The organism is Thalassospira sp. SM2505 (genome assembly GCF_054901115.1).
In genome coordinates, this window is sequence record NZ_CM142731.1 from 1,278,209 (window position 1) to 1,303,417 (window position 25,209).

Annotated in this window: 15 protein-coding genes and 1 tRNA gene; 9 read left to right on the forward strand and 7 right to left on the reverse strand. The window is 54.4% G+C overall.

Annotated features, from left to right (window positions below; all coding sequences use genetic code 11):
- Positions 1 to 125: 125 nt before the first annotated feature.
- The 4 genes from ACTU44_RS05815 to trxB all read right to left on the reverse strand — a co-directional run bounded on the left by ACTU44_RS05815 (position 126) and on the right by trxB (position 7,883).
- Complete coding sequence (locus ACTU44_RS05815) at positions 126 to 2,186, reverse strand: elongation factor G (RefSeq protein ID WP_462096917.1); 2,061 nt, start codon at positions 2,184 to 2,186, stop codon at positions 126 to 128.
- An 889-nt stretch (positions 2,187 to 3,075) separates the two neighbouring features.
- Positions 3,076 to 4,473, reverse strand: a complete 1,398-nt coding sequence (locus tag ACTU44_RS05820; protein ID WP_336080221.1) for an adenylate/guanylate cyclase domain-containing protein — start codon at positions 4,471 to 4,473, stop codon at positions 3,076 to 3,078.
- 1,174 nt (positions 4,474 to 5,647) lie between these two features.
- Positions 5,648 to 6,577, reverse strand: a complete 930-nt coding sequence (locus ACTU44_RS05825; RefSeq protein WP_114098026.1) for a LysR family transcriptional regulator — start codon at positions 6,575 to 6,577, stop codon at positions 5,648 to 5,650.
- A gap of 355 nt (positions 6,578 to 6,932) precedes the next feature.
- On the reverse strand, positions 6,933 to 7,883 hold the full coding sequence (trxB, locus tag ACTU44_RS05830; protein ID WP_114098063.1) for a thioredoxin-disulfide reductase: 951 nt from the start codon (positions 7,881 to 7,883) through the stop codon (positions 6,933 to 6,935).
- Positions 7,884 to 8,228: 345 nt separating this feature from the next.
- Between trxB and ACTU44_RS05835 the strand changes: the two genes are divergently transcribed.
- The 3 genes from ACTU44_RS05835 to ACTU44_RS05845 all read left to right on the forward strand — a co-directional run bounded on the left by ACTU44_RS05835 (position 8,229) and on the right by ACTU44_RS05845 (position 10,949).
- Positions 8,229 to 8,714, forward strand: coding sequence for an Lrp/AsnC family transcriptional regulator (locus ACTU44_RS05835; protein WP_114098027.1), 486 nt, complete (start codon positions 8,229 to 8,231; stop codon positions 8,712 to 8,714).
- Between the two features lie 457 nt (positions 8,715 to 9,171).
- On the forward strand, positions 9,172 to 9,468 hold the full coding sequence (locus tag ACTU44_RS05840) for a VOC family protein (RefSeq protein WP_462096918.1): 297 nt from the start codon (positions 9,172 to 9,174) through the stop codon (positions 9,466 to 9,468).
- 17 nt (positions 9,469 to 9,485) lie between these two features.
- Positions 9,486 to 10,949, forward strand: coding sequence for a methyl-accepting chemotaxis protein (locus ACTU44_RS05845; protein WP_462096919.1), 1,464 nt, complete (start codon positions 9,486 to 9,488; stop codon positions 10,947 to 10,949).
- Positions 10,950 to 11,095: 146 nt separating this feature from the next.
- Here the strand turns inward: ACTU44_RS05845 and greA are convergent, their stop codons facing one another.
- The 3 genes from greA to carA all read right to left on the reverse strand — a co-directional run bounded on the left by greA (position 11,096) and on the right by carA (position 16,180).
- A complete protein-coding gene (gene greA, locus ACTU44_RS05850; RefSeq protein WP_114098030.1) occupies positions 11,096 to 11,569 on the reverse strand; it encodes a transcription elongation factor GreA in 474 nt (157 codons plus the stop codon).
- 105 nt (positions 11,570 to 11,674) lie between these two features.
- The gene (carB, locus tag ACTU44_RS05855) at positions 11,675 to 14,917 is read right to left on the reverse strand and encodes a carbamoyl-phosphate synthase large subunit (protein ID WP_462096920.1); all 3,243 of its coding nucleotides are present in this window, start codon (positions 14,915 to 14,917) and stop codon (positions 11,675 to 11,677) included.
- A 96-nt stretch (positions 14,918 to 15,013) separates the two neighbouring features.
- Positions 15,014 to 16,180: a glutamine-hydrolyzing carbamoyl-phosphate synthase small subunit gene (gene carA / locus ACTU44_RS05860; RefSeq protein ID WP_462096921.1), complete on the reverse strand. Its 1,167-nt coding sequence runs from the start codon at positions 16,178 to 16,180 to the stop codon at positions 15,014 to 15,016.
- Between the two features lie 366 nt (positions 16,181 to 16,546).
- Between carA and ACTU44_RS05865 the strand changes: the two genes are divergently transcribed.
- The 6 genes from ACTU44_RS05865 to ACTU44_RS05890 all read left to right on the forward strand — a co-directional run bounded on the left by ACTU44_RS05865 (position 16,547) and on the right by ACTU44_RS05890 (position 25,208).
- Positions 16,547 to 17,002, forward strand: a complete 456-nt coding sequence (locus ACTU44_RS05865) for a GatB/YqeY domain-containing protein (RefSeq protein ID WP_114098033.1) — start codon at positions 16,547 to 16,549, stop codon at positions 17,000 to 17,002.
- Between the two features lie 180 nt (positions 17,003 to 17,182).
- On the forward strand, positions 17,183 to 19,072 hold the full coding sequence (gene dnaG, locus ACTU44_RS05870; protein WP_336080225.1) for a DNA primase: 1,890 nt from the start codon (positions 17,183 to 17,185) through the stop codon (positions 19,070 to 19,072).
- Between the two features lie 114 nt (positions 19,073 to 19,186).
- Positions 19,187 to 21,253, forward strand: a complete 2,067-nt coding sequence (gene rpoD, locus ACTU44_RS05875) for an RNA polymerase sigma factor RpoD (RefSeq protein WP_462096922.1) — start codon at positions 19,187 to 19,189, stop codon at positions 21,251 to 21,253.
- Positions 21,254 to 21,359: 106 nt separating this feature from the next.
- A tRNA-Ile gene (locus ACTU44_RS05880) sits at positions 21,360 to 21,433 on the forward strand.
- A gap of 632 nt (positions 21,434 to 22,065) precedes the next feature.
- Positions 22,066 to 23,265, forward strand: coding sequence for an efflux RND transporter periplasmic adaptor subunit (locus ACTU44_RS05885; protein ID WP_462096923.1), 1,200 nt, complete (start codon positions 22,066 to 22,068; stop codon positions 23,263 to 23,265).
- Positions 23,262 to 25,208, forward strand: a complete 1,947-nt coding sequence (locus tag ACTU44_RS05890) for a MacB family efflux pump subunit (RefSeq protein ID WP_336083323.1) — start codon at positions 23,262 to 23,264, stop codon at positions 25,206 to 25,208. The genes ACTU44_RS05885 and ACTU44_RS05890 overlap by 4 nt, the downstream gene beginning before the upstream one ends.
- Position 25,209 lies beyond the last annotated feature (1 nt).

The following is a 25,209-nucleotide window of genomic DNA, read 5'->3' on the forward strand; positions in this document are numbered from 1 at the left end:
GTGTCTCTCTGTTTGGAAAGACTATGAAACACGACGAAAATTTACGCCAATCAATAGTTTAATGATTTGCAATAGATCAATTCTATTACAAGAACTGTGGTTATCGCATTTGCCGATGATGCCTCCTATTTCCCGTCAATCGCATGTTGGGATACGACCATGTCAGCCTGTTTTCCGGTCAGTTCCTGCATATGGGAATAACGGCGTGTGAAGAAACCGGTTCCCTGTGTCAGGGACCGTAATTCCGTCACCATATCGGCGGTTTCCGAGGTTGGCATTTGCACCTCGATTTCGTCCCAGCCCTGCCAGCCATCCTTGGCGTTAAAGCCCAGTATTTGCCCGCGCCGGGTACTGACCAGACGCTGGGCCTTGGAGGTGAAATCAGACGGGATTGAAATCGTACAATGATCGACCGGTTCCAGCAGGACCGGACCGGCAACTTTAAGGGCCTCGGTAATGGCGATGCGACCGGCCATCTGGAAGGCCTGATCGGAACTGTCGACCGCATGGAAGGACCCGTCGACCAGCTTGACGGCGACATCGACGACCGGGAAGCCAAGTGAACCTGACCGCAATCCGTCGCGGACACCTTTTTCAACGGCCGAGATATATTGTCGGGGAATGGCACCGCCGACGATATGTTCGGAAAATTCAAAACCGTCCCCGCGGCCCTGTGGTCGCAATTCAATAGCCGCATCACCGAATTGTCCGTGGCCGCCGGTTTGCTTTTTATAGCGCCCGCGTGCAGATGACGGTCTGCGGATGGTTTCCTGATACCCGGTCAGAACCGGGGTTGTGGCAATTTCCAGATGATAGTGATCGCGCAACTGGGCCAGGGCACATTGCAGGTGGATATCGCCCTGTCCGGACAGGATCAACTGACCGGTGCTTTCATGATGGCCAAAGCCAAGGGATCGGTCCTGTTCGCAAAGATGGCGAAGGGCCTCGGTCAGTTTGACATCATCGCCGGGCTTGGTGACTTCAAGCCCGGTTTCATAAAGCGGGGGCAGGGGATCGGGCCACAGATTATCCATAAGGCCATCGGTGCCGATCAGGGTTCCGGTCCGCAAATGTTCGGTCCGCGGCAGGCCGACAATTGCGCCCGTGACACCACGTTCAAGCTTTTCGTGTTTGTCAGCAATGACAGAACAGAGGCCAGAGACCTTGTCGCCGCCAAAGACATCACCGTTTTTAACCTGTCCCGAAAGAACACGGGCAAAACAAAACCGTCCGGCATGTGACAGGTGGACGGTTTTGAAGACTTGCAGAACAGTCTGGCTATCTTCGGGATCAATGCCCAGGCGATGGGCGCATACGTCTGATGACGGGGCCTCGTGACGGAGTGCCTTGAGAAGGCGGACAATACCGTGATCCTGTTCGGCAGATCCAAAAAAGACCGGTACGATCAGATCCTTGGCCAGATCCTGTTGGAGATTGTCATAGATGGTATCCGGCGCCGGTGTTTGATCTTCGAGAATTTGTTCAAGCAGGTTGTCATCAAAATCGGCCAGTGTTTCCAGCAGTCCCTCGCGGGCTTCGCCTTCGCGGGATTTGAGGTTTGAAGGCATGGTGATCAGCTTGGATGGCTGACCTTCGAGATATTGATAGGCGCGTTCGGAAACAATATCGACAAAGCCGGTGATGGTTTCATCATTTCCATCTGCTTCGCGGATCGGGATTTCGCGCAGGACCAGCGGACGTTCAGAGATCGATTGCAGGGCGTCAATATTGTCGCGCAGGCGGATGCCTGCATGATCGGTTTTGTTGATGAAGACCAGATGTGGAATGCGGTTGCGATCAAGAAATTTCAGGATCGGGGCCACCGTCATGACCCGGCCGGGGTCGCAATCGATCACCACAATGGCAACATCGCAGATCATGGCGGCTTCGCGGGCATCTTGGGCAAAATCAACCGAACCGGGACAATCGATGAAATGCCATTCCTCGCCCAGATAGCTTGTCTGTACGCAGGTCAGTTCGGTGCTCATTTCGCGGGTTCGGGATTGCGGATTGTTGTCGCCAACAGTGTTGTGATCACGAATGGTTCCCTTGCGGTGGATGCGCCCGGTGGCGCAGAGCAAACTTTCAAGCAAGGATGTCTTGCCGCTGGAATAGGGGCCGATCAATGCGGCCACGCGCGGCGGATGCGGGTGGGATGATGATGTCGAACGGGCAGTATCGGGCATTGATATCTCCTTGATCAAGAAGACCGATATCCCATGGAGCCGGATGAAGATGGCATCGGTTCCACGTTGCTGCGGCGTCGGGCCGCCGGTCTGGACGTTTCGGATGCCCGGTTTTGTCCGGGTTGTCATTCTGTGACGGGATGCGACTGTGCCCTGGAACAAGGCTGTTTCAAACGGGCCAGCGCCACGCGGAACAGATTGGCGCGATGATGGTTGCCCGGTACACCCCATAAATAGATCAGGGCTGGGGTCAATAGTATCAAGGGGTTGGTGTGAATGTGCCTTGGTTTAAACACAATTCGCCCCGAAATGGCCTAATCAGGCCTGTTTTCCCGCCTTGTTTACAAGTCATATTCTTCATTGTCAGTCGAGGATATGGCCAGTCAAATCTGTCCCCCCTCACAAGGCTCGGCCGGTTGTTTTCAGGTTCGTTCCCCCACCTGAAATGCCGCGACTGACATGGTCTCCCCAAGACCGTAATGACCCCGAATAAGTTGGGGCGGGTATATCCCGCCCCTTTTTTTTGTTTCGGGATCAGGGCAATGGGGGTTGCCGTAATTGCCCCAATTTGCCCGCAAATGGTCATCAAGCACGGATTTTTCGGCCCCAATTACATGGCAAATTTCTAATTATCGGAAGCGCAAACATCGATGCAGTGCACTCCCTCACGACGCATCGGGGCCCGGTTGAACGTTTCTTCCCCCGTAACGTTCTGACCCCACGGGCAAGGCAACGCTTCCGATCGGTCTCCCCAAGACCATCTGTCCCCAAAGCCCGGGTGAGCCCCAAGCTCCCCGGGTTTTTTTTGTTCGGATACGGACATTTGGACATCGCCTTGTCCGAGACAGGATGTTGAAGGCATCAAACCTTTGTGCTGCGCGCAATTTGCTCAGGCGCTGCGGGTACTTTGCCCATCGCGTGTATTGGACGTATCGGACGCAAGGGAGGGCAAAGGACCGGGAGGAGCGATGCCAAACAGGCGGGTTGGCTTTTCGCGTCCACGCAAAGTGGCCTCGCCCCGATAAATCCATTCCGGAATGTCGGCATGATCGCCACATGTGTGCATGGTCGTCTCGGTCGCAAGGATATAGCTTCCATACTGCTTGTTCATGTTTTCAAGACGCGATGCCACATTGACGGCATCGCCATGCACGGTGAACGTCAGGCGGCTTTCCGAACCGACCGCACCAATAATGATTTCGCCGGTATTGATCCCGCACCGGGTTTTGATCTTGCCGCCGAATGAATAGACCCGGCTTTCGGATATGTCCTGAATGGCCAATGCTGTGCGCACGGCATTAAGGGCGTGATCGGGGTCGGGCGTGACGGCGTTGAAGGTGATCAGCATGGCGTCGCCTTCAAACTGGGTGATGACGCCGCCAAAATGAGAGATCACCGCATTAATCTCGGTGAAATATTCGTTGAGCATGGTTGCCAGTTCTTTTGGCGTCAGCTTTTCGGCTATCGACGAGAATCCCTCAATATCGGTAAACATCACCGTGGCGGTAACTGCTTCACCGTCGCCGGGCTTGATTTGCTGATCTGCATGGGTGATGCGATCCGCTATTTCGGGGGAGACAAAGCGTGACAGATCGCGTGCGGCGATTTCATCGGTGACGGCCCGGATAAAGGATCGTTTGGCGCGCATCACGGCAATTGCCAGCACAAGGGACACCAGAAGGATTGCGATGATCTTGTCGATCTCGGCCCCGATCAGGATCGAGTTTGACGTTAGATACATCACATAGTCACGGGTGATCATGGCTTTGCCGCCCTCGCTCCAGACCGCATAGGTGGCAAGAGCAAGCCACCCAATTGCCGCAGTTGCGCCGGCAATCAGAATGTAGCGCGGATCAAAGCGCAAACTGCGCAACGAGATGAAGATAAAGACATACATCATCGTCGGTGCTTTGAGATAGAAGCTCGCGGGCTGCATGTACTGGATATGGAAACTCCAGATCAGGACCATCAAAAGCCCGATATCGGCAATCACCGATAAAGTCAGGAACCAGTCGGTCAGGGCATTGCGATAGGCCAGGGCAAGCCGTTTAAGCGTGAACAGATAATAAAGACCCAAAGCCCAGGGAACGGGGTGAATGCCGTTGCTCATGGTGGCACTTGGCGAGATGGCATAGAGACTGGCAAAGATGGTCACGAGTAGCAACTGAACCCAGCCGATCAGTTTTTCGCTTTCGTGCTGTTGCTTGTCGATTGCGGCCTGAACACGTTCGGGCAGGTGGCTGTGGGTTTTCTTGCCAAACAGGAATGCGCCAAGTGTGCTTCTCATTGTGCGTGGGTTCCCGGTTTCGGTGGCTGGTTTGCATTCCACCGTATCACTTCGCATGGCTCTTGAACCAGCGATCTTGCCAAAGGGCGTCATCTTCCGGTGATCGGGGGATGCGTTTGCCTGCATCTTGGTGCAGCAAGTAATTTTTTAGGAGGCATGAAAAAGGCAAAAAAAAGCCGGGCAACAAATGTGCCCGGCAAGTTTATCAGGGAGGCTTCACGTCTGGGAGACGTAGGACCCTTCGCAGGGCCCTGGGTAAGCCGGACAGGGCGTCCGGCTAAGACCGAAAATTCGGTCAGGGAGAAAACTCTGTACCGCGGTGCGGTGTGTACCGCTGCGGTTCGAGAGGAAAGATAGCGTTTTTGCCGGGAAAGACCACTGCCAAATTGCTCTTTCAGCCATGCAAAATCTGCATAAATGTTGGGCGAGGCGTTGTTGTCATCTAACATATTGATAAAAAACAGAAATATTTGGTTTAATCGTGTTGCTTGCTTGAGAAATGAGCAGGAACCGGGAGATTTTGTTGTGCAGGAGCAAAAAAAAAGCCGGTAGCAGGGGGGGAGCTACCGGCAAAGATCAACAGGGAGGCTTACGTCTGGGAGACGTAGGGAATCTTGGGGAAGATTCCGATGTTGGATATCGTTCCAACGGACGGATCATGCGGAGATCAGGGAAGCTGAAGCGGTTTCGCTTTCGCGCTTGCTCACAACTTATGATGCAAATATACGAGTGCTTATCTCTAATTTAAAATAGAATAATATCAGACCAACCATGCATGTAGCGCATGGCAGAAAAATGTCAGTAATTTTAAGCAATTATGACGTGCCCCGCGTCTGACGCATCTTCAAACAGGTGAATGCGGGCGCGACTGTTACCGCTTATCCAAGCATTTTTGCATGAAACTCTTGATTGGGGTTGCCTAGGGGTTGCAGCTTGTTGGGCAATGATGCCTAAAAGTTGTGGGGCTCGGGGGCTATATGAACCCGCCGGATCAGGGAATGCAGGACTGTGAACTGAATAAACAGCTTAAGCGGGCGCGTCTCGGCTTGTGTCAGGCTGCAGGTGCCATGCAATTGGCTGTCCTTTGGGGAGTCGTCAGTTGTTTGCGTCATCCGCAAGACAAAACGGCCCGGAAAACCGGGCCGTTGGTAATGTCATATGGCAGCGGGGCAGGTTATTTATCAGTGCTGGCCGATGTTGCGGCGGCGGCTGCCTTTGCCTTGACCTTCGAGATTTCCTCAATCAGGAAATCGCGGAATACGGCAATGCGTTTTGAATGACGCAATTCTTCAGGATAAACGAAATAGGCGTCAAAACTTGGTCCTTCGAGTTCCGGCAGAATGCGGACCAGATTGCTGTTGGTCGGCAGCAGGTAGTCTGGCAGGGCCGAAATTCCAAGACCGGACTCGGTCGCACGGAAGATCCCGTAGATATTGTTCAGCTTCAGGATCGGGCGCATGTCCGGTTTGAATTGCTGTGCGGTCGCCATCATCCAGTTGACGTTTGAAACTGGCGGGCGCGCATCGGCACCATAGATGATCAGACGGTGATCCTTGAGATCTTCGGGCGTCTTGGGCATGCCGTACTGCTTGATATATTCCGGCGATGCAAAGACGTGATAGCGCAGTGTCATGAGCTGGCGCTGGACCAGGTCGGCCTGACGGGGCGGCTGCATACGGATGGCTACATCGGCCTCGCGCATGGCAAGATCGAGTTCTTCGTCATTAAGCACCAGCGACAGTTCGATTTCCGGGTAGCGTTCCAGGAATTCATTGATGCGCGGGGTCAGCCAGGTCGAACCAAAGGCAACCGTGGTGGTGACTTTCAGCGGGCCGCTTGGACGTTCTTTGGATTCCCGAATGCGGGCTTCGGCCATCGATAGTTTGGCAAAGACGTCATGCGCAGTACGATATAGAAGTTCACCCTGTTCGGTCAGGATCAGGCCACGGGCGTGACGATGAAAGAGCGGAACCTTCACACTTTCTTCAAGTGCACTGATCTGCCGGCTTACAGCCGACTGGCTCAGATTAAGGTTTTCCCCTGCGTGAGTGAAGCTTCCGGCTTCCGCAACAGCGTGAAATACACGCAGCTTGTCCCAGTCCATAGACCCGCTCCTAGATGTCACTGCCGCACGGTTCTGCGCCAGTCCCCTGATAATACTTCTCTTCTTTTATGGGTAATTTGGTTTCAACACTGTTAAGCGTGTCACACAAACGACCCAACCGCACAATTAATAACCAATATGAGGCCTGCAGCATTTTCTGCAAGCAGGCATTTTCCCATTATTCATTTTCAAATATGGGCGTTTTTTGTGAAATGTCAGGCAATTGGCCGGATCAAAGCAATTTGGAACCATGAAAAAAGGGGATGCAAAAATGCATCCCCCAATCTCGGTCCGAGCCACTTGTCATGGACCGTATGCGTGTCCCGGATTTGTCAGGGCACGCTTCGCGTCCCGATCATGCTTCGTGTTCAGCGATGAACTTTTCAGCTTCAAGGGCGGCCATGCAGCCCATGCCAGCCGCGGTCACGGCCTGACGGTAAACCTTGTCGGTCACGTCGCCTGCGGCAAACACGCCCGGTACGTTGGTAACCGTACTGCCCGGCTTTACCAGAACATAGTTTTCGTCATCCATGTCGACCTGGCCTTTGAAAACTGCGGTTGCCGGATCGTGACCAATCGCAACAAAGAAACCATCCGCCGGAATGTCGGTGACTTCGTCGGTTTTAATGTTGCGGACGCGAACCGCCTCGACGCCATCCATCGGGCCGTCGCCGCCCAGAATGTCGTCAACAACACTGTCCCAGACAACATCGATCTTTTCGTGTTTCAGAAGACGCTCCTGAAGCATCTTTTCGGCGCGCAGTTCATCGCGGCGGTGGATCAGGGTCACCTTCGAGCAGATCCCGGCAAGATAGAGTGCTTCTTCAACGGCGGTGTTGCCGCCGCCAACAACCGTGACCGGTTTGTTGCGATAGAAGAACCCGTCACAGGTTGCGCACGCCGAAACACCGCGACCGTTGAATTTCTCTTCGCCCGGAAGACCAAGCCAGCGCGCCTGTGCGCCGGTCGAAATGATCACGGTTTGCGCAATATAGGTATCGCCGGAGTCGCCTTTGCAGACGAACGGACGTTTGGAAAAATCGACTTCGGTAATCAGGTCATGCACCATTTTGGTGCCGACATGTTCGGCCTGTGCCTTCATCTGATCCATCAGCCATGGACCCTGAATGACATCGGCAAAGCCCGGGAAGTTTTCGACATCGGTGGTGATCGTCAACTGCCCGCCCGGCTGAAGGCCCATGACCATCATGGGTTCAAGGTTGGCACGTGCGGCATAGATTGCCGCTGTGTAGCCAGCAGGGCCGGAGCCGATGATAAGGACTTTGGTCTGATGTTCCTGGGCCATGTTCTTTGTATCTGTCCGAGATTGATAAAAGCTGCCGTCGAACATATGGGCAGTCTGAACAAGACGCAACCGCTTCACGTAAACTTTGCCTGCGCAAAATGGCGTTTTTTGAATGGTGAAATTTTACGGTCGAAACAGGTAGTTTTGCTATGGCCTTGAAGGACACGGACAAGGCCGGTTTTCGTGGCGGTCAGGGGGGCCAAAAAGCGGATTTTACTGCATTTTCAGTTACGGCATCCAAGCACAAGATTGCATTCCTGATCGGAATATATTATTGCCAGCAACTTGCCTCGCTGTAATATTGTTTCAATCGGGGTAACTTTCGCGCACAGAATCGAGGAATAAATGCAACGGGTCAAACTCGACAAGATCGACCGCAGAATTTTGCGCGATCTACAGGAAGATGGCCGCATGACCAATGTGGAACTTGCACGACGTGCAGGTATCTCGGCCCCACCCTGTTTGCGTCGTGTGCGCGCACTCGAAGAAACCGGCTTTATTCAGGGCTATCATGCCGATGTTGACGCGCAGGCACTTGGTTACAATGTGACCGTGTTTGCAATGGTCGGTCTTGCAAGCCAGGCCGAACATGACCTTCGCGCATTTGAATCCCGTGCCGCGAACTGGCCGGAAGTTCGTGAATGCCACATGGTGGCAGGCGAGATGGATTTTCTGCTCAAGATCGTTTCACACAGCTGGGACGAGTATCAGAAGTTCCTGACCACGGAACTGACCGTTGCTGAAAACGTCAATCACGTGAAGTCGGCCCTGTCGATCCGAACTGCTAAAAACATGCCCGGTGTTCCGATTGATATAGATGCCGAAGACTGAGCCCCGACGGTCTCGCGAAGATTCATGAACCGGTGTCGATCAGACACCGGTTTTTTTGTGCCCGGAGTTCGTGCCGTGGCCACTTCCGGCAGACGAGGTCCGAGGCCACCTGTTTGCGGTTTATGCCATTCGCTCACATCAAGGGTGGCATGCGTCAGAAGAGGGGCGTTCGCGTTCTTCGGTGGCTGGTTTTTGACTGTCGATTAAGTATTTGAAATAAAATGTTTAATTCAAAATTCGGCAGGAATCTGGTCTAAATTCTGTCAGAATAACCCCACTAAACGTAAGGATGAAAATCCTTGTAAAGGCTGTCGTTTAACCATACATACCTTTGTACCTATACTAATGGGATAGTTATTATATATAAGGGTAATAGTTGGAAGCGTTCAAAACTCTCCACAAAACCAGAGACATAGCGACCACAACAGAACCCGGATGGTCGGGAATTGTGCCAACAATGATGTTCGCCCTGGCGGGGGTATTGTTGCTGGTGTTGCTGTCATACCGTCCGTCGGACGGTATGACGGGTGTCGGTATGGTTTTCCCGCTGTCCCTGTCTGAGGATGAAATCCTCTCACAGGTCGGTGCGGCGGGTGGTCGTGTGGTCAGGTTTGGTGGTTTCGGGCATATGGCTGTTGTCGTTCGTGATGATGGCATGGTGCCCAAGGCCGACGATTTCGGCGCGATGTTTGCCCTGTCTCCGCTGGTTGCTTCGGTATGTTTTGACTCTGGCGAAACCAGTAACCCTTTTTGACGTTTGGGTATGTGTTTATGGAAAAGTTACTTGAAATTCGGGCGAACGCGCTCAGGGCATTGTTTGTGATCCTGGCACTGCATATCCCGCTAAGCGGTATTGCAGGTTACATTGCCAGCAACGATGCCGTGTCTCCGGCCATTGCCAGTGCAGTGTTTGCTGTCATCGCTTTTGTGATCTATCGCATGGCAGGTGAACAGGCCCAGATTTCACGCTTTATCGTATCGTCTGCCATGATCTTGCAAGTCGGGGTGCTGGTCTATGCATTCCGCGGGCATCCCTGGCAGATTGACATACATATGTATTTCTTTGCTGCCCTTGCCGTACTTGGTGCGCTTGTGTGCTGGAAGACAATCGTTGTCGTGTCGGGGGTCATTGCGCTTCATCACCTGATTTTGAACTTTGCGGTTCCCTACTGGGTTTTCCCCGAGGGGGCGCAGTTCTGGCGTGTTGTCCTGCATGCGGTAATTGTGATTGTCGAGGCAGGTGTTCTGATCTGGTCGTGCAAAAGCCTTTATAACACGCTGGCCAATGCGGAAACCGCACGTACCGAAGCGGTCGAAGCGGCAAAAGCAGCAGAAGATCTGCTGGCCCAGAATGAGCAACTTCGCAAACAGCGCCAGATCGAACGTGACCAGTTCAAGCGCGAACTGGCTGACCAGATTTCGGCGATGATCGGAAAATCGGCCAGTGCGGTGGACGCGGAGTCTGTTCAATTGCAAGATCGGGCGCAGGTGATGAATGAGCGTGCCCGTGTTGGTCGTGAAGCATCCAAGGGTGCGGTTCATGCGTCTGAAGAAACCTCTCAGAACGTTGAGTCTGCTGCATCCGCAGTCGATGAAATCAATGCATCGGCCGAGGAAATCTCGCGTCAGATCGGGCGTGCGCGCGAAATCACCAACAATGCGGTGGATCGTTCGACAACGGCAAGTGAACGGATTGAATGGCTGTCGAATGCGGCAGAAAAGATTGGCGAAGTCGTCAATCTGATTACCGATATTGCATCGCAGACCAACCTTCTGGCATTGAACGCAACCATTGAGGCCGCGCGCGCTGGCGAAGCAGGCAAAGGCTTTGCTGTTGTTGCCAACGAGGTCAAAAACCTCGCTAACCAGACTGCGCGTGCGACCGACGAGATCGCCCAGCAGATTGCCGAAATCCAGGCTGCAACCGGGGACTCGGTGTCGGCGGTCAAGGGGGTATCGGAAACCATCGGTGATATGGTCGAAGTGGCCGCAACGATTTCCTCGACCATGGAACAGCAGCAGTCAGCAACCCGCGAGATTGCGCAAAGCCTTGGCATTACGGTTGAAGCTACCCGCGATCTTTCGGATCTGATCCATCAGTTGTCGCAGATCGCCGAAGAAACCGGTGCGACCGCAACCGAAATGCTTGGCAGTGCCGATCATCTTGGTTCAGAGGCAACCGACCTTAACCGCAATATCGAAGCGGTTCTCGAACGTCTGGCAAAAGCCGGATAATCAATTACGATAGACGTCCCAACGTGCAAAGGCCGGGCAGTAATTTGCCCGGCCTTTTGTTTGATATCGGTTCATGCCGATCTGGCGGTATAAAAAAACGGCCCGAAATGCATCGGACCGTTTTCCTGATCTGGGTGGTTTCCGATTTACGAGAAATCGACCTTCAGAATTTCATAGCTTTTGATGCCGCCCGGGACGGTTACTTCGACGGAGTCACCAACAGACTTGCCAATCAACGCACGCCCAATCGGCGAGGTCGTTGAAATGCGGCCAGCATTGATGTCAGCCTCAATCGGGCCAACAACCTGATAGGTGGTTTCTTCGTCGGTATCTTCGTCGACAAGATCAACCTTTGCGCCGAACTTGACAACGCTGCCCGCCAGGGACGGAACGTCGATAACTTCGGAACGGCTCAGGACATCTTCGAGCTCGGCAATACGACCTTCGCAGAAACTTTGGCGTTCGCGTGCGGCATGGTATTCGGCATTTTCCGAAAGATCACCATGTTCGCGGGCTTCCGCGATTGCCTTGATGATTTCAAGACGTTCGACGGACTTGCGATGCTTCAGTTCTTCTTCGAGGCGCTGATGCCCTTGCGGGGTCATTGGTACTTTTTCCATCGCGCTCACAGCCTATTCTTATTAGAGGTCGATACTACAAAATCAACCGCCCGGCATTTTACCGCCGGGCGGTTTAAACTGTTCAGTCGGGTTCGGTGAAGAACCTCAGTACTTGTCCCCAAGATATTCCTGAACCGCGCGAACTTCAAGTGCGCCGCGTTTCAGGTTGTCGATGGCGCGCAATGTTGCGCGGGCACCGGCGACAGTGGTGTAGTACGGAATATCATCGGTAAGGGCAGTACGACGGATCGAGAAACTGTCGACCACAGCCTGTTTGCTCTCGGTGGTATTGAATACCAGGTTGATATCGCCGTTCTTCATCATGTCCACGATATGGGGACGTCCTTCCTGTACCTTATTGACCGGGGTGACGTCCAGCCCTTCTTTTTCAAGAGCTTCTGCTGTGCCATGGGTCGCAACCACGCCAAAGCCAAGGGCAATCGCGTCGCGTGCGAGTTGAACAGCGGCCGGTTTGTCATGGTTTTTGACAGAAATGAAGACCTTGCCACCGAGCGGCAGCGTATGGCCGGCAGCCATCTGTGCCTTGGCAAAGGCACGACCGAAATCGGTATCAAGACCCATGACTTCGCCGGTCGAACGCATTTCCGGGCCAAGCAGGGTATCAACGCCCGGGAAGCGGTTGAACGGAAGGACTGCTTCCTTGACTGCGATATGTTTGAACGGACCGTGATCAATTTCAAAATCGCCAAGCTTCTCACCGGCCATGATGCGTGCGCCGATCTTGGCAATCGGGTTGCCGGTTGCCTTGGCGACGAACGGAACTGTACGCGAAGCACGCGGGTTAACTTCGATCAGATAGATCGTGTCATCCTTGATCGCGAACTGAACGTTCATCAGGCCGACAACATTCAGTGCCTTGGCAAGCTGAACCGTCTGGGCCTTGAGGCGTTCGATCATTGCGTCATCAAGCGAGTAAGGCGGCAGCGAGCAGGCAGAGTCACCCGAATGGATACCGGCTTCTTCGATATGCTGCATGATGCCTGCGACAAAGACGTTTTCGCCGTCAGAAACAGCATCAGCGTCGATCTCGATCGCATCCTGAAGGAAGCTGTCGATCAGAACCGGGCTTTTGCCTGAAACCTGGACGGCTTCCTGCATGTAGCGCAGAAGGTCTTCGGTGGTGTGAACGATTTCCATCGCACGGCCGCCCAGAACATAGGACGGGCGGATCACGATCGGGTAACCGATGCCTTCGGCGATCTTGACAGCTTCGTCAACCGAACGGGCAATGCCGTTTGCCGGCTGTTTGAGGCCAAGCTTGTGGATCAGGGCCTGGAACCGGTCACGATCCTCGGCAAGGTCGATACTGTCGGGGCTGGTGCCGAGGATTGGAATACCGGCCTTTTCCAGAGCAGCCGAAAGTTTCAGCGGAGTCTGGCCACCATACTGAACGATCACGCCAAGCAACTCGCCATTGGACTGTTCAAGCTGGCAGAGCTCGATCACGTCTTCGGCGGTCAGCGGTTCGAAATACAGACGATCCGAGGTGTCATAGTCGGTTGAAACCGTTTCCGGGTTGCAGTTGACCATAATCGCTTCGATACCGGCTTCGCGCAGCGCATAGGCCGCGTGCACACAGCAGTAATCGAACTCGATGCCCTGACCGATACGGTTCGGGCCGCCACCAAGAATGATGACTTTCTTGCGATCAGTAACCTCTGCTTCGTTTTCGGGTTCGAAGAAGCCGTCACCTTCATACATGGAATACATGTACGAGGTGCGTGACGGGAATTCGGCAGCACAGGTGTCGATGCGCTTGTAAACCGGACGCAGGCCAAGAGCCTGACGGTCGGCGCGAACCGCGTCTTCTTCCTTGCCTGCCAGCTCGGCCAGACGGGCGTCAGAGAAACCGAGTTTCTTGAGACGCAGCAATTCCTGCTTGTCGCTTGGAATGCCGTTGGCGCGGACTTTTTCTTCTTCGGCGACCAGCATTTCAAGCTGCTTGAGATACCAAGGGTCGAACTTGGTTGCCGACTGGATTTCTTCAAGCGTCATGCCATGACGGAACGCCTGTGCCGCATAAAGAATGCGGAACGGGATCGGCTGGGTCAGCTGAGCGCGGATTGCCGCCTTGTCCGGGGCGCCTTCGATTTTGACTTCGTTCAGACCGGTCAGGCCGGTTTCCATTGAACGCAGGCCTTTCTGAAGGCTTTCGGCAAAGCTGCCACCAATTGACATGGCTTCGCCGACCGACTTCATCGCCGTACCGAGAAGCGGCTTCGCACCCGGGAACTTTTCAAAGGTAAAGCGCGGGATCTTGGTGACGACATAGTCAATGGTCGGTTCGAACGATGCCGGGGTGACACCGGTGATGTCGTTATCAAGTTCATCAAGCGTGTAACCAACCGCAAGCTTGGCAGCGATCTTGGCAATCGGGAAACCGGTCGCCTTGGATGCCAGTGCGGAGGAACGCGACACGCGCGGGTTCATTTCAATAACGATCAGGCGACCGTCTTCCGGGTTTACGGCGAACTGAACGTTCGAGCCACCGGTATCAACACCGATCTCGCGCAGAACTGCCAGCGAGGCATCGCGCATGATCTGGTATTCTTTATCGGTCAGGGTCAGCGCCGGGGCAACGGTGATCGAGTCACCGGTATGGATGCCCATCGGATCGACGTTTTCGATCGAACAAATGATGATGCAGTTATCCGCGTTGTCGCGAACAACTTCCATCTCATATTCTTTCCAGCCCAGAATAGATTCTTCGATCAGAACTTCGTGGGTCGGCGAAATCGCCAGACCGTTGCGGACGATCTGTTCGAATTCTTCACGGTTATAGGCAATACCGCCACCTTCACCACCAAGGGTGAAGCTTGGGCGGATGATGGCCGGAAGGCCGGTGATCTCGAGCGCCTTGACCGCGTCTTCGAAAGTACGAACCATTGCAGAGCGTGCACTTTCAAGACCGATCTTGTCCATGGCATCGCGGAACAGCTGACGGTCTTCGGCCTTTTCGATGACGTGCTTTTTCGCACCGATCATCTCGACGCCGTATTTTTCAAGCGTGCCGTCATTAAACAGGGCAAGTGCCGTGTTCAATGCGGTCTGACCACCCATGGTCGGCAGAAGCGCGTCCGGGCGTTCCTTTTCGATGATCTTGGCAACCATCGCCGGTTTGATCGGCTCGATATAGGTCGCATCGGCCAGGTTGGGGTCGGTCATGATGGTCGCAGGGTTCGAGTTGACCAGAATGACGCGGTAGCCCTCTTCCTTAAGGGCCTTGCAGGCCTGGGCACCGGAATAGTCAAACTCGCAAGCCTGACCAATGACAATCGGACCGGCACCGATGATGAGGATTGATTTGATATCTGTACGTTTCGGCATGTCGTTTTCCGCTTTTCGCAGGGCGGGCGCACGTGCTGCACCGCCTCGTTTAAGTCCGTTAATCGCGTATCTTTGGAGCGTGTCCTGACCCGGAGATCAGGATTTGGCTTCCTCGATCAGACCAACGAAACGTTTGAACAGGTAGTGGCTGTCATGCGGCCCCGGGGAAGCTTCCGGGTGGTACTGAACCGCAAAGGCCGGTTTGTCTTTGGCGCGCAGACCCGCAAGCGACCCGTCAAACAGCGAGAAGTGGGTTGCTTCGACATCGTCAGGCAGGCTGTCCTTGTCAACGACAAAGCCGTGGTTCTGCGAGGTGATCTCGACGACACCGGTGGTGGTGTCCTTGACCGGGTGGTTGGCACCACGATGGCCGACATCCATTTTCTTGGTCTTCGCACCAAGGGCGAGCGCCATCATCTGATGACCAAGGCAGATGCCAAAGACAGGCTTGCCACTATCAATCAGCTTGCGAATGGTCGGAACCGCATATTCGCCAGTTGCAGCAGGATCACCAGGACCGTTCGACAGGAAGATGCCATCCGGGCTCATCGCCAGGATTTCTTCAGCCGAGGTGGTAGCCGGAACAACTGAGACCTTGCAATCAAGGCTTGCGAGATTGCGCAGGATGTTGCGCTTTACGCCGTAATCGATGGCGACGACATGGTGTTTGGCATTGCCAAGCTTGCCGTAACCGCCTTCACGCGACCACAGGGTTTCTTCCCAGTCATAGCCGGTCGTGCAGCTGTTATCCTTGGCAAGATCCATGCCCTCGAGGCCCGGCCATTCATTTGCCTTGGCAATCAGGGCCGGAATATCAAAGATACCATCCGGGTTATGGCAGATCACGCCATTGGGAGCACCTTCGGTACGGATGCGCTTGGTCAGGCGACGGGTATCGACACCTGCGATCCCGATGCGGCCATGTTCGGCAAGCCATTCGTTGAAATGTTTCCGGGCACGATAGTTGGAAGGCTCGGTGATGTCCTGGCGCAAGATGCAGCCAAGGGCAACCGGTTTGGCATTTTCAATATCTTCGTCGTTGGTGCCGACGTTGCCGATATGCGGGAAGGTAAAGGTAATCATCTGACCCGCGTAGGATGGGTCGGTCATGATTTCCTGATAGCCCGTGATAGAGGTGTTGAAGCAGACTTCACCGACGACCTCTCCTCGGGCACCGACGCCGCGTCCCCAAAATACTGAACCATCTGCGAGAACCAGAACGGCAGAAGCACCAGGAGGCGGGGTGTGCGTGGGCGCTGACATTGGCAAATGTCCTTTCGATCTTTCCACGGTGAGACACGGAGTCTTTATATATAATAAATACAGGCAAGCCGACAAAAACGACTGCAATCTGACTGCATACCGGGCATGCGGACGTGCCAAGTCGATCCCAGCATGTTGGACTGTGCATCTGTGATGTCACAGCGGGCCGTGCTGGAAGCGAAGCAAATCGTAATCCCGGTAGGCAAATTGGCGGATGTCTACGGGAGTCGTCCGGTCCTGTCAAGAACCCATCGAAACTTTTATTTTCCAAGGAAAATCAACGGTTTGCGGGGGAAGGTTTTCTTTGCGTCGAATGCCGTAATGGGGTATGTTCGGTCCTTTCTTCCACAGAATCAGAGATGAGCCATGCTGCGATCGCAGCTTAACGACGCTTTGAAAAAGGCTGTCCTTGCCAAGGATGCCTGCTCCGTTACCACCGTGCGCCTTATTCTGGCAGCACTTAAAGAACGCGATATCGCTGCACGGGGCGAGGGCAATACCGACGGCATCACGGATGACGACATCATCAATCTGCTTCAGGCAATGGTGAAACAGCGCCGTGAAAGCATCGAGATGTACACCAAGGGCAACCGCCCGGAACTTGCTGATCAGGAAGCCGCAGAAATCGGCGTGATCGAAAAGTTCCTGCCCGCACAGCTTTCTGATGCTGAAATCGAGGAAGCCGTGCGTGGAACTGTTACCGAAATCGGCGCGACCTGTCTGAAAGACATGGGACGCACCATGGCAGCGCTGCGCGACAAATATAGCGGCACCATGGATTTCGGCAAAGCAGGTGGCGTTGCCAAAAAACTTCTGGGTTAATCCAGACAGTCCTATTTAATTTGAAAGCCGGGCGTGTAAAATCGTCCGGCTTTCGTCGTCCCTAAAGCCTGCCATGCGCGCGCATGATTTATAATGGCGTTCCCGTAAGAAGGCAGGGCTGGGGCAAAGACCATCAACAGGGTTGCGCACACGCGTAACCATAAACGGGATCGGGACATCATGAGCTTTCCCCAGTCGTTTCTGGACGACCTGCGGGCACGGGTAGGACTGGCAGATATTGTCGGTTCATCGGTGAAGCTGATCAAACGCGGGCGCGAATATTCCGGTCTGTGTCCGTTCCATTCCGAAAAATCCCCATCGTTTACGGTCAATGAGCAAAAGGGTTTCTATCACTGCTTTGGCTGTGGGGCGCATGGCGATGTCATCAGTTTCATGATGAATACCCGTGGTCTGACCTTTGTCGAGGCGGTCGAGGTCCTTGCCAATCAGGTCGGCATGGAGGTGCCCAAGCCGTCACGTGAAGCCCAGGAACGCGAACAGAAGGCCAAAACCCTTTATGAGGTGATGGAGGCGGCCTGTGTGTTTTTTGAGCGCATGTTGCGCATGCCTGAGGGCAAGGAAGGGCTTGATTACTTCCATCGTCGCGGCCTTGACGACAAAACCATTACCGATTTCCGCCTTGGCTTTGCGCCCGATAACCGTGCGGCCCTGAAAGCAGCGCTCAAGCGCGAGGATATCGACGAAAGGCTGATGATCGAAGCAGGCCTTCTGATCGAGCCTGAAGACAACAGTCGGCAAAGTTATGACCGGTTCCGTGGCCGGGTGATGTTCCCGATCCTTGACCGGCGTGGCCGGGTGGTGGCCTTTGGCGGGCGCGTGATGGGCGATACCAAGCCGAAATACCTCAATAGCCCGGACACACCGCTATTTCACAAGGGCCGCTTGCTTTACGGTTTGCCGCAGGCGCGCGAGGCAGCGCGCCATGATGCCCCCATCATCGTTACCGAAGGCTATATGGATGTGATCGCCCTGCATCGCGCCGGTTTCCGGGGGGCTGTCGCGCCGCTTGGAACGGCTGTGACCGAGGAGCAGATCGGCGAGCTTTGGAAAATGACCAACGAGCCGGTCCTGTGTCTCGATGGCGATGCAGCCGGGAAACGTGCGGCGGTGCGTGCAGCCGAGCGCGCCCTTCCGATCCTGCGCCCGGGCAAGTCATTGCTGTTTTCCATCCTGCCTGAGGGCGAGGATCCCGATAGTCTGATGGCAGGTCCCGGTGGCTTTGAAAGCTTCAAGAAGATCATTGATCAGGCGGTTCCGCTGGCCGAGCTGGTCTGGCGGATGGATGTCGGGGCGCACAAGATCGATACCCCGGAACGGCGTGCCGCCCTTGAAGCTGATATCAATCAGCGTATTTCGGTGATTGCCGATGAGGCCGTACGCGGCCAGTACAAGTCGATGTTCAATGACCGGATCTGGAAACTGTTCAAGGGTGAGCGCGGAAACAGGCCCGTCGGGCGCGCTGCTTCGGGCGGTGGATATCAAAATAAAAAGCTGCCACGGGGTGGCAAACGCGGGAAAAATGACCATTTCTTGGGTCCGGCCGGGAAAGCAGTGCCGGGCATGTCGCGACCTCCGATGCAGAAGAAGCGCGATCTGCAGGACTCCATTCTTTTGCTGACACTGATCAATCATCCTGCCCTGCATGACGAGATCGGTGAACAGCTTGGAATCTATAGTTGTGCAGACTCCGCGCTTGACAATCTTCGTCGGGCCGTCTTAAAGCTGCTTGATGACGATCCTGGACTTGATTCCGATTCAATCAGGACCCATTTGGAGCGCGACGGGCTGTCAGAGACAGTTTTGCGGGTGGTCAGTGCGGATGTAATTGCGCACGCCGCTTTCGCCAAGCCCGAAACGCCGCTCGAACGGGCCAGAACGGGTTGGAAACAGGTTTTTTCCATGGCTGTAAGCTCCCTGGAGGACGAAGAGGCAAAATACGCCGTCCGACAGTTGGCAGCAGATACCAGTCAGGAAGAATGGGAGAGATTTTCTCACAGGCGTGAGGATCTCGCCCGTCGCCGGGAAAAAGTGTTCAAGCTCGACGACTGATCTTTGAGTGTTCTGCATTCAGGATCGGCGATCGGGCTATTTGTGATTTGCGCTGACAAGACAGCGCGTGGGACAACAACGGTACGAATGTACCCAGCGGGAAACGGGGAATAGATGTCGTCTAAGACTTCGAACGCTGAAGAGAAAAAGAACTCTTCTGAAAACGCAGACGGACCTCTTCTCGATACATATAAAGCGGCCATCAAGAAGCTCATTGCCAAGGGCAAGGAGAAAGGCCACATCTCGGTCGATGAGTTGAACGCGGCTCTGCCGTCGGAACATTTCTCGTCAGAGCAGATCGAAGACGTGATGAGCAATCTCAACGAGATGGGCATCAATGTCATCGATGGCGACGACGCAGATGACAATGACGACGACAATGATGATTCGGATTCGGATCCGCGCGGCAATATTTCGGAAGAAGATGTCGGCCGTACCGATGATCCGGTGCGCATGTATCTGCGCGAGATGGGCAGTGTTGAGCTGCTGTCGCGCGAAGGCGAAATCGCCATTGCCAAGCGTATCGAGGCCGGCCGTGACATGATGATTGGCGGGATTTGTGAATCCCCGCTGACCATTCGTGCCATCGTGAACTGGCATGATCAGCTTCAGGCTGGTGAACTTTTGCTTCGTGATGTTATCGACCTTGAAACAACCTATGGCGGCGGCCCGGATGCCGAAATCGCTGCCGAGGAAGGCGAGGAAGAAGAAGTTGATGCAGAGGCGGATGTCGAAAGCTTCGATTCTGCCAATGACGACGAGGACGAAGAAGCCGAAACCGAAACCCCCGAGCCGATCGGTGGCGATGACGCCGAAGAAGAAGAGGAAGACGAGGACGACGAAGAGTCCGGGGATTCCGACGGCGAAGAGGGCGGCGATGATGATGACGACGAAGACGAGAACGAACAGGTCAACGTTTCTCTTTCCAAGATGGAAGAAGAACTGACCGAGCAGGTTCTTGAGAAATTCGAACTCATCGCCAAGACCTATGAAAAGCTCCATAAGGCCCAGGAACAGCGACTGGTTGCCCTTAACAAGGGTGAAGCGGTTCCGGCAGCGACCGAGAAGCGCTATGCCAAGCTCAAGAACGAGATGGTCGAGCTGATGGAAGACGTTCATCTGAACAACTTCCGTATCGAAGAGCTTCTTGACCACCTGACGGGTCTTAACAACCGTTTGCTCGGCCTTGAAGGCAAGCTTCTGCGCTTTGCCGATCGTTGCAAGATCAAGCGTCCGGATTTCGTCAAACAGTATCAGGGTCATGAACTTGACCCGAACTGGATGGAACGCGTTGCCGGTCTTCCGGGCAAGGGCTGGAAAGCCTTTATCGAACGCTATCCCGAAGAAATCGCCAAACTGCGCGAAGATGTTGGTGGTGTTTCGGCCGAGGTCGGCCTTCCGATCAGCGAATTCCGCCGCGTTTACAGTGTTGTGAACAGGGGCGAACGCGAAGCCGGTCGTGCGAAAAAAGAGATGATCGAGGCCAACCTGCGCCTTGTGATCTCGATTGCCAAAAAATACACCAACCGTGGTCTTCAGTTCCTTGACCTGATTCAGGAAGGCAATATCGGCCTGATGAAGGCGGTGGACAAATTCGAATACCGCCGCGGGTACAAATTCTCGACCTATGCGACCTGGTGGATCCGTCAGGCCATTACGCGTTCTATCGCCGATCAGGCCCGTACGATCCGTATTCCGGTTCACATGATCGAAACCATCAACAAGCTGGTGCGTACCTCGCGTCAGATGCTGCATGAAATCGGTCGTGAGCCGACCCCGGAAGAGCTGGCAGAAAAGCTTCAGATGCCGCTTGAAAAGGTTCGCAAGGTTCTGAAAATCGCCAAGGAGCCGATCTCGCTCGAAACCCCGATCGGGGACGAGGAAGACAGCCATCTTGGCGACTTCATCGAAGACAAGAACGCCGTTCAGCCGCTTGATGCTGCGATCCAGGCCAACCTGCGTGAAACCACCACACGGGTTCTGGCATCGCTCACCCCGCGTGAAGAACGTGTTCTGCGTATGCGTTTTGGGATCGGCATGAACACTGACCACACCCTCGAAGAGGTTGGTCAGCAGTTCTCCGTGACCCGTGAACGTATCCGTCAGATCGAAGCAAAAGCGCTGCGCAAGCTCAAACATCCGTCGCGCTCGCGCAAACTGCGTTCGTTCCTCGATTATTGAGAATTCAGACGACGTTCGGGCTTGACCTTGGCCCGAAAATCGCTAGTTTTCGGGACCGCACCAGTCATCTGGTGCGGTCTTTTCATTACCCGGACTTTTGTCTTGGGGACCCGTAGCTCAATTGGTTAGAGCCGACCGCTCATAACGGTCTGGTTGGGGGTTCAAGTCCCTCCGGGTCTACTATGGAGCAGTGTTTACTGAGCGTATTCACTGCTCCATTGCCTCTCATTCTTCCCACATGAAATTAACCTGACGGACCAGCTACCCGAATTGTCATAATTCGGGGTTATGGCGCACTAGTTGACGCTATCAGTGATTTCCAGCGTGTGACGACTGCCATAGATTAGAACTTTTGCTTGAGAAGATGGCATTCAAAACTGAATGCAAGTTTCTCAACAGCTCAGTATTTCAGTTACAGTTACACGCGCAGACTATTAGCTGCGGATCATGTTATCCGGACCCTTGTGAATTGGTTACGCCTCGATATACCAAATCCTTAAGCGCTCTTCCCTGTACCCTCGTAATTGAATGCCTTGGACCTATTTGGACATTCGTGTCTGCAAATGTGTGTCTTTCTGCTTGTATCTAGGTTGCGTAAACGCGTCTCCACCTGATCTCCACACAACGTCGACCTAACTTTCACTGCGGCGTGGGATGGTGCGTGAAGAAAGTGATCATCTTCGCGGGAACTTTTAAATCTTGCAAAGGACCCGTCCACAGTTGGCCATATCAGTCACGTCGTGGCGAGAGTGGAGCTGATGGGGCGATGGGCATTTTCCCTGGTAAATAAACTTCGGTTGGTAACAGCAAGAATGAAACTGTTGGATAGCATTGGTCGACCTCTGATCATCGGAGGCATAATTGTTGTAGCACTGGTCGCAATTGCGTCGGCCAGTGGTGTTTTCGAAGAAGAGCCGCAGGCATCTGTGCTTACCGAACGTGTCTCGCGCGGCACGATCGAGGAAACGGTTCTTGCGAACGGAGAACTCGAACCTGTCCGGGTCGTAAGCGTTGGTGCACAGGTTTCGGGCCAGTTGAAAGCGCTACACGTTGAATTGGGCCAGAAAATCAAGGCCGGGGACCTGATCGCCGAGATTGATCCGACAGCGCAGGCATACGCCCTGCGCATCGCAGAGGCAGCGCTTGCCAACGTCAAGGCCCAGCGCAAGGCCCGCGGCTTTGAATTCAAACGCGCCGAGCAAGCCTATAACAGACAGAAGAGTATGGCTCTTCAGCGTGCTGCGTCTGTGGCTGAGCTTGAGACGGCGGAGGCGGCGTTCAATGTCCTGGCGGCTGATATTGAGGCATTGGAAGCGCAGATCGCCCAAGCCGCGGTGGAGGTTGAGAATGCAAAAGCCAACCTTGGCTACACGAAGGTTGTCGCACCAATGGATGGTGTGGTGGTTGCGGTCGTGACCAAGGCTGGCCAAACCTTGAACTCCAATCTGGCCGTACCGACGATCATTGTGCTGGCTCAGCTGAACGTGATGCAGGTTAAGGTAAGGATATCAGAGGCCGATATCACCCGCGTAAAACCCGGTCAGACGGTGCGTTTCACAATCATGGGCGAAACCCATTTTCCGACAGTTGGCAGATTGGAGCAGATTGCGCCTGCCCCGACATCGATCGCGACGGATTCCGCGACCGCCTCCACAACCGGTGGGCAGGTGGCACAGGCTGTTTATTTCAACGGACTATTTACAACACCAAATCCTGATGGCCGACTGCGCCCAATGATGACAACTCTTGTAACCATTGTGGTGGGGCATGCAGAGGACGTCCCGCTTGTGCCCTGGTCAGCACTGACCGAGCGAGATCAGAACGGTCGCTATCATGTTCAAGTGCGCTCTTCTTCCGGTGAAATTTCAGAACGCCTTGTCTCAGTAGGACTGACGGACCGGATCAAAGCGCAAGTGATTGATGGTCTTGAGATTGGCGAGGAAGTTGTCATTCCTGCCGACGGTCAGGCGTCAGACTCAAACGCAAACGCAAACGCTATGGAGATGATGTGAGCTCTTTACTGGAAATAGAGAACGTCACGCGGCTGTTTCAAACCGGCGAAGAGACGGTTTCCGCCCTCAAGGGGATAAACCTTCGTATCGACAGCGGCGAGCTTGTTGCGATTGTGGGGGCCAGCGGATCAGGCAAGTCGACGCTTATGAATATTCTTGGCTGCCTCGATCAGCCGACTGCGGGTGATTACCGTGTCGGAGGCCACAGTGTGGCCGGTTTGAGCGCTGACGAACTGGCGGCATTGCGAAGAGAGCATTTCGGCTTCATCTTCCAGCGCTACCATTTGCTAGGCACGCTCAACTCGGCCGATAATGTGGCGATGCCGGCTGTTTATGCAGGCATTGATTCTGTGACCCGACGAGAGAGGGCAAATTTACTTCTGGAGCGCCTTGGCCTTGGTGAACGTATAGATCACCGTCCAGGTCAGCTTTCCGGTGGTCAGCAGCAGCGCGTGTCCATTGCGCGCGCGCTTATGAATGGCGGGCGTATCATCCTTGCCGACGAACCGACCGGTGCGCTGGATAGTAAAAGCGGTGAAACTGTTCTCGAGATCCTCAAGGAGCTTCATCGGGACGGCCATACAGTCATTATGGTTACCCATGATATGGAGGTCGCCTCCCACGCCGATCGTATTGTAGAAATCCGTGACGGCCTTGTTCTGTCTGACAAGCGGTGCCGCGAACCGGTCGTTGATGCGCCTTTACCTTCCTTTTTAAACTCAGATTCTGTTGGTGTTCTGGCAGGTTTCCATCGACGGGTTGCGGAAGCTTTTCCCATGGCGGTGCGCTCCATGGCGGCACATCGGGTTCGCACATTCCTTACCATGCTCGGGATCATCATTGGCATTGCTGCCGTGGTTTCAGTCGTTGGTTTGGGCGAGGGAACGCGCCAGAGGGTGCTTGCCGAGATCAGCGAACTTGGTGCCAGCACACTTTCGATTTTTCCCGGACATGGCTGGGACGATGAACGTGCCGAAAGCATCACCTCTCTGGTTGTGGCCGATGCTGAGGTGTTGTCTGCGCAAAACTATATCGACAGCGTCACACCTCTGGTGTCGACGAGTACGCGCATTCGGCTCGGTCGCACGACCATGTCAGCTAATGTTGACGGTGTTGGTGAGGATTACTTTCGGGTAAACGGCCTCAGAATCGTGCTGGGCACCGGCTTCTCGGCCGACAGTATCGCTGAACGCCGGCAGGAGGCCGTTATCGAGGAAAGAGCCGCATCTACGCTTTTTCCGGGAGATGAATCTCCGCTTGGCAAGGTTATCATGATCGATCGGGTGCCGGTGGTGATCATTGGCACGGTTGCGCAGCGGTCCGGGATGTCCGGCAAAACCCTGCAAATCTACCTTCCCTATACTGCCGTGACCGGCAGGTTGCTTGGGGCGGCAACAAGCCTTGCCGGGCTGACTGTTCGTATCTCTGACGATGTCGACACAATCGTTGCCGAACGTGCAATCGTCGGCCTGCTGACACGCCGTCACGGTACGCAGGACTTCTTCGTGTTCAATAGTGACCAGTTGCGCCGGATCATGGAAAAGACGTCGCAGACCATGACGCTGCTGATTTCGTCTGTCGCGGTGATCTCTCTGATCGTCGGTGGCATTGGCGTCATGAACATCATGCTGGTTTCCGTCACCGAGCGTACCCGTGAAATAGGTCTGCGGATGGCAGTCGGTGCTCGTCGTATCGACATCATGCTTCAATTCCTGATTGAGGCAGTCACGATTTGTATTGCGGGTTCTTTCCTCGGTGTTGGGCTGGCACTTGGTGCAGCCATTGCCTTTGGTGGACAGGGCAGCCAGTTCCCGATGATCATCTCTTTCGACGCCATCCTTTCAGCCTGTCTGGTTGCGCTTCTCATCGGCCTCGTTTTCGGTTTTCTGCCAGCCCGCAATGCCTCACGCCTCGATCCGGTCGATGCGCTTTCCAGAGAGTAGT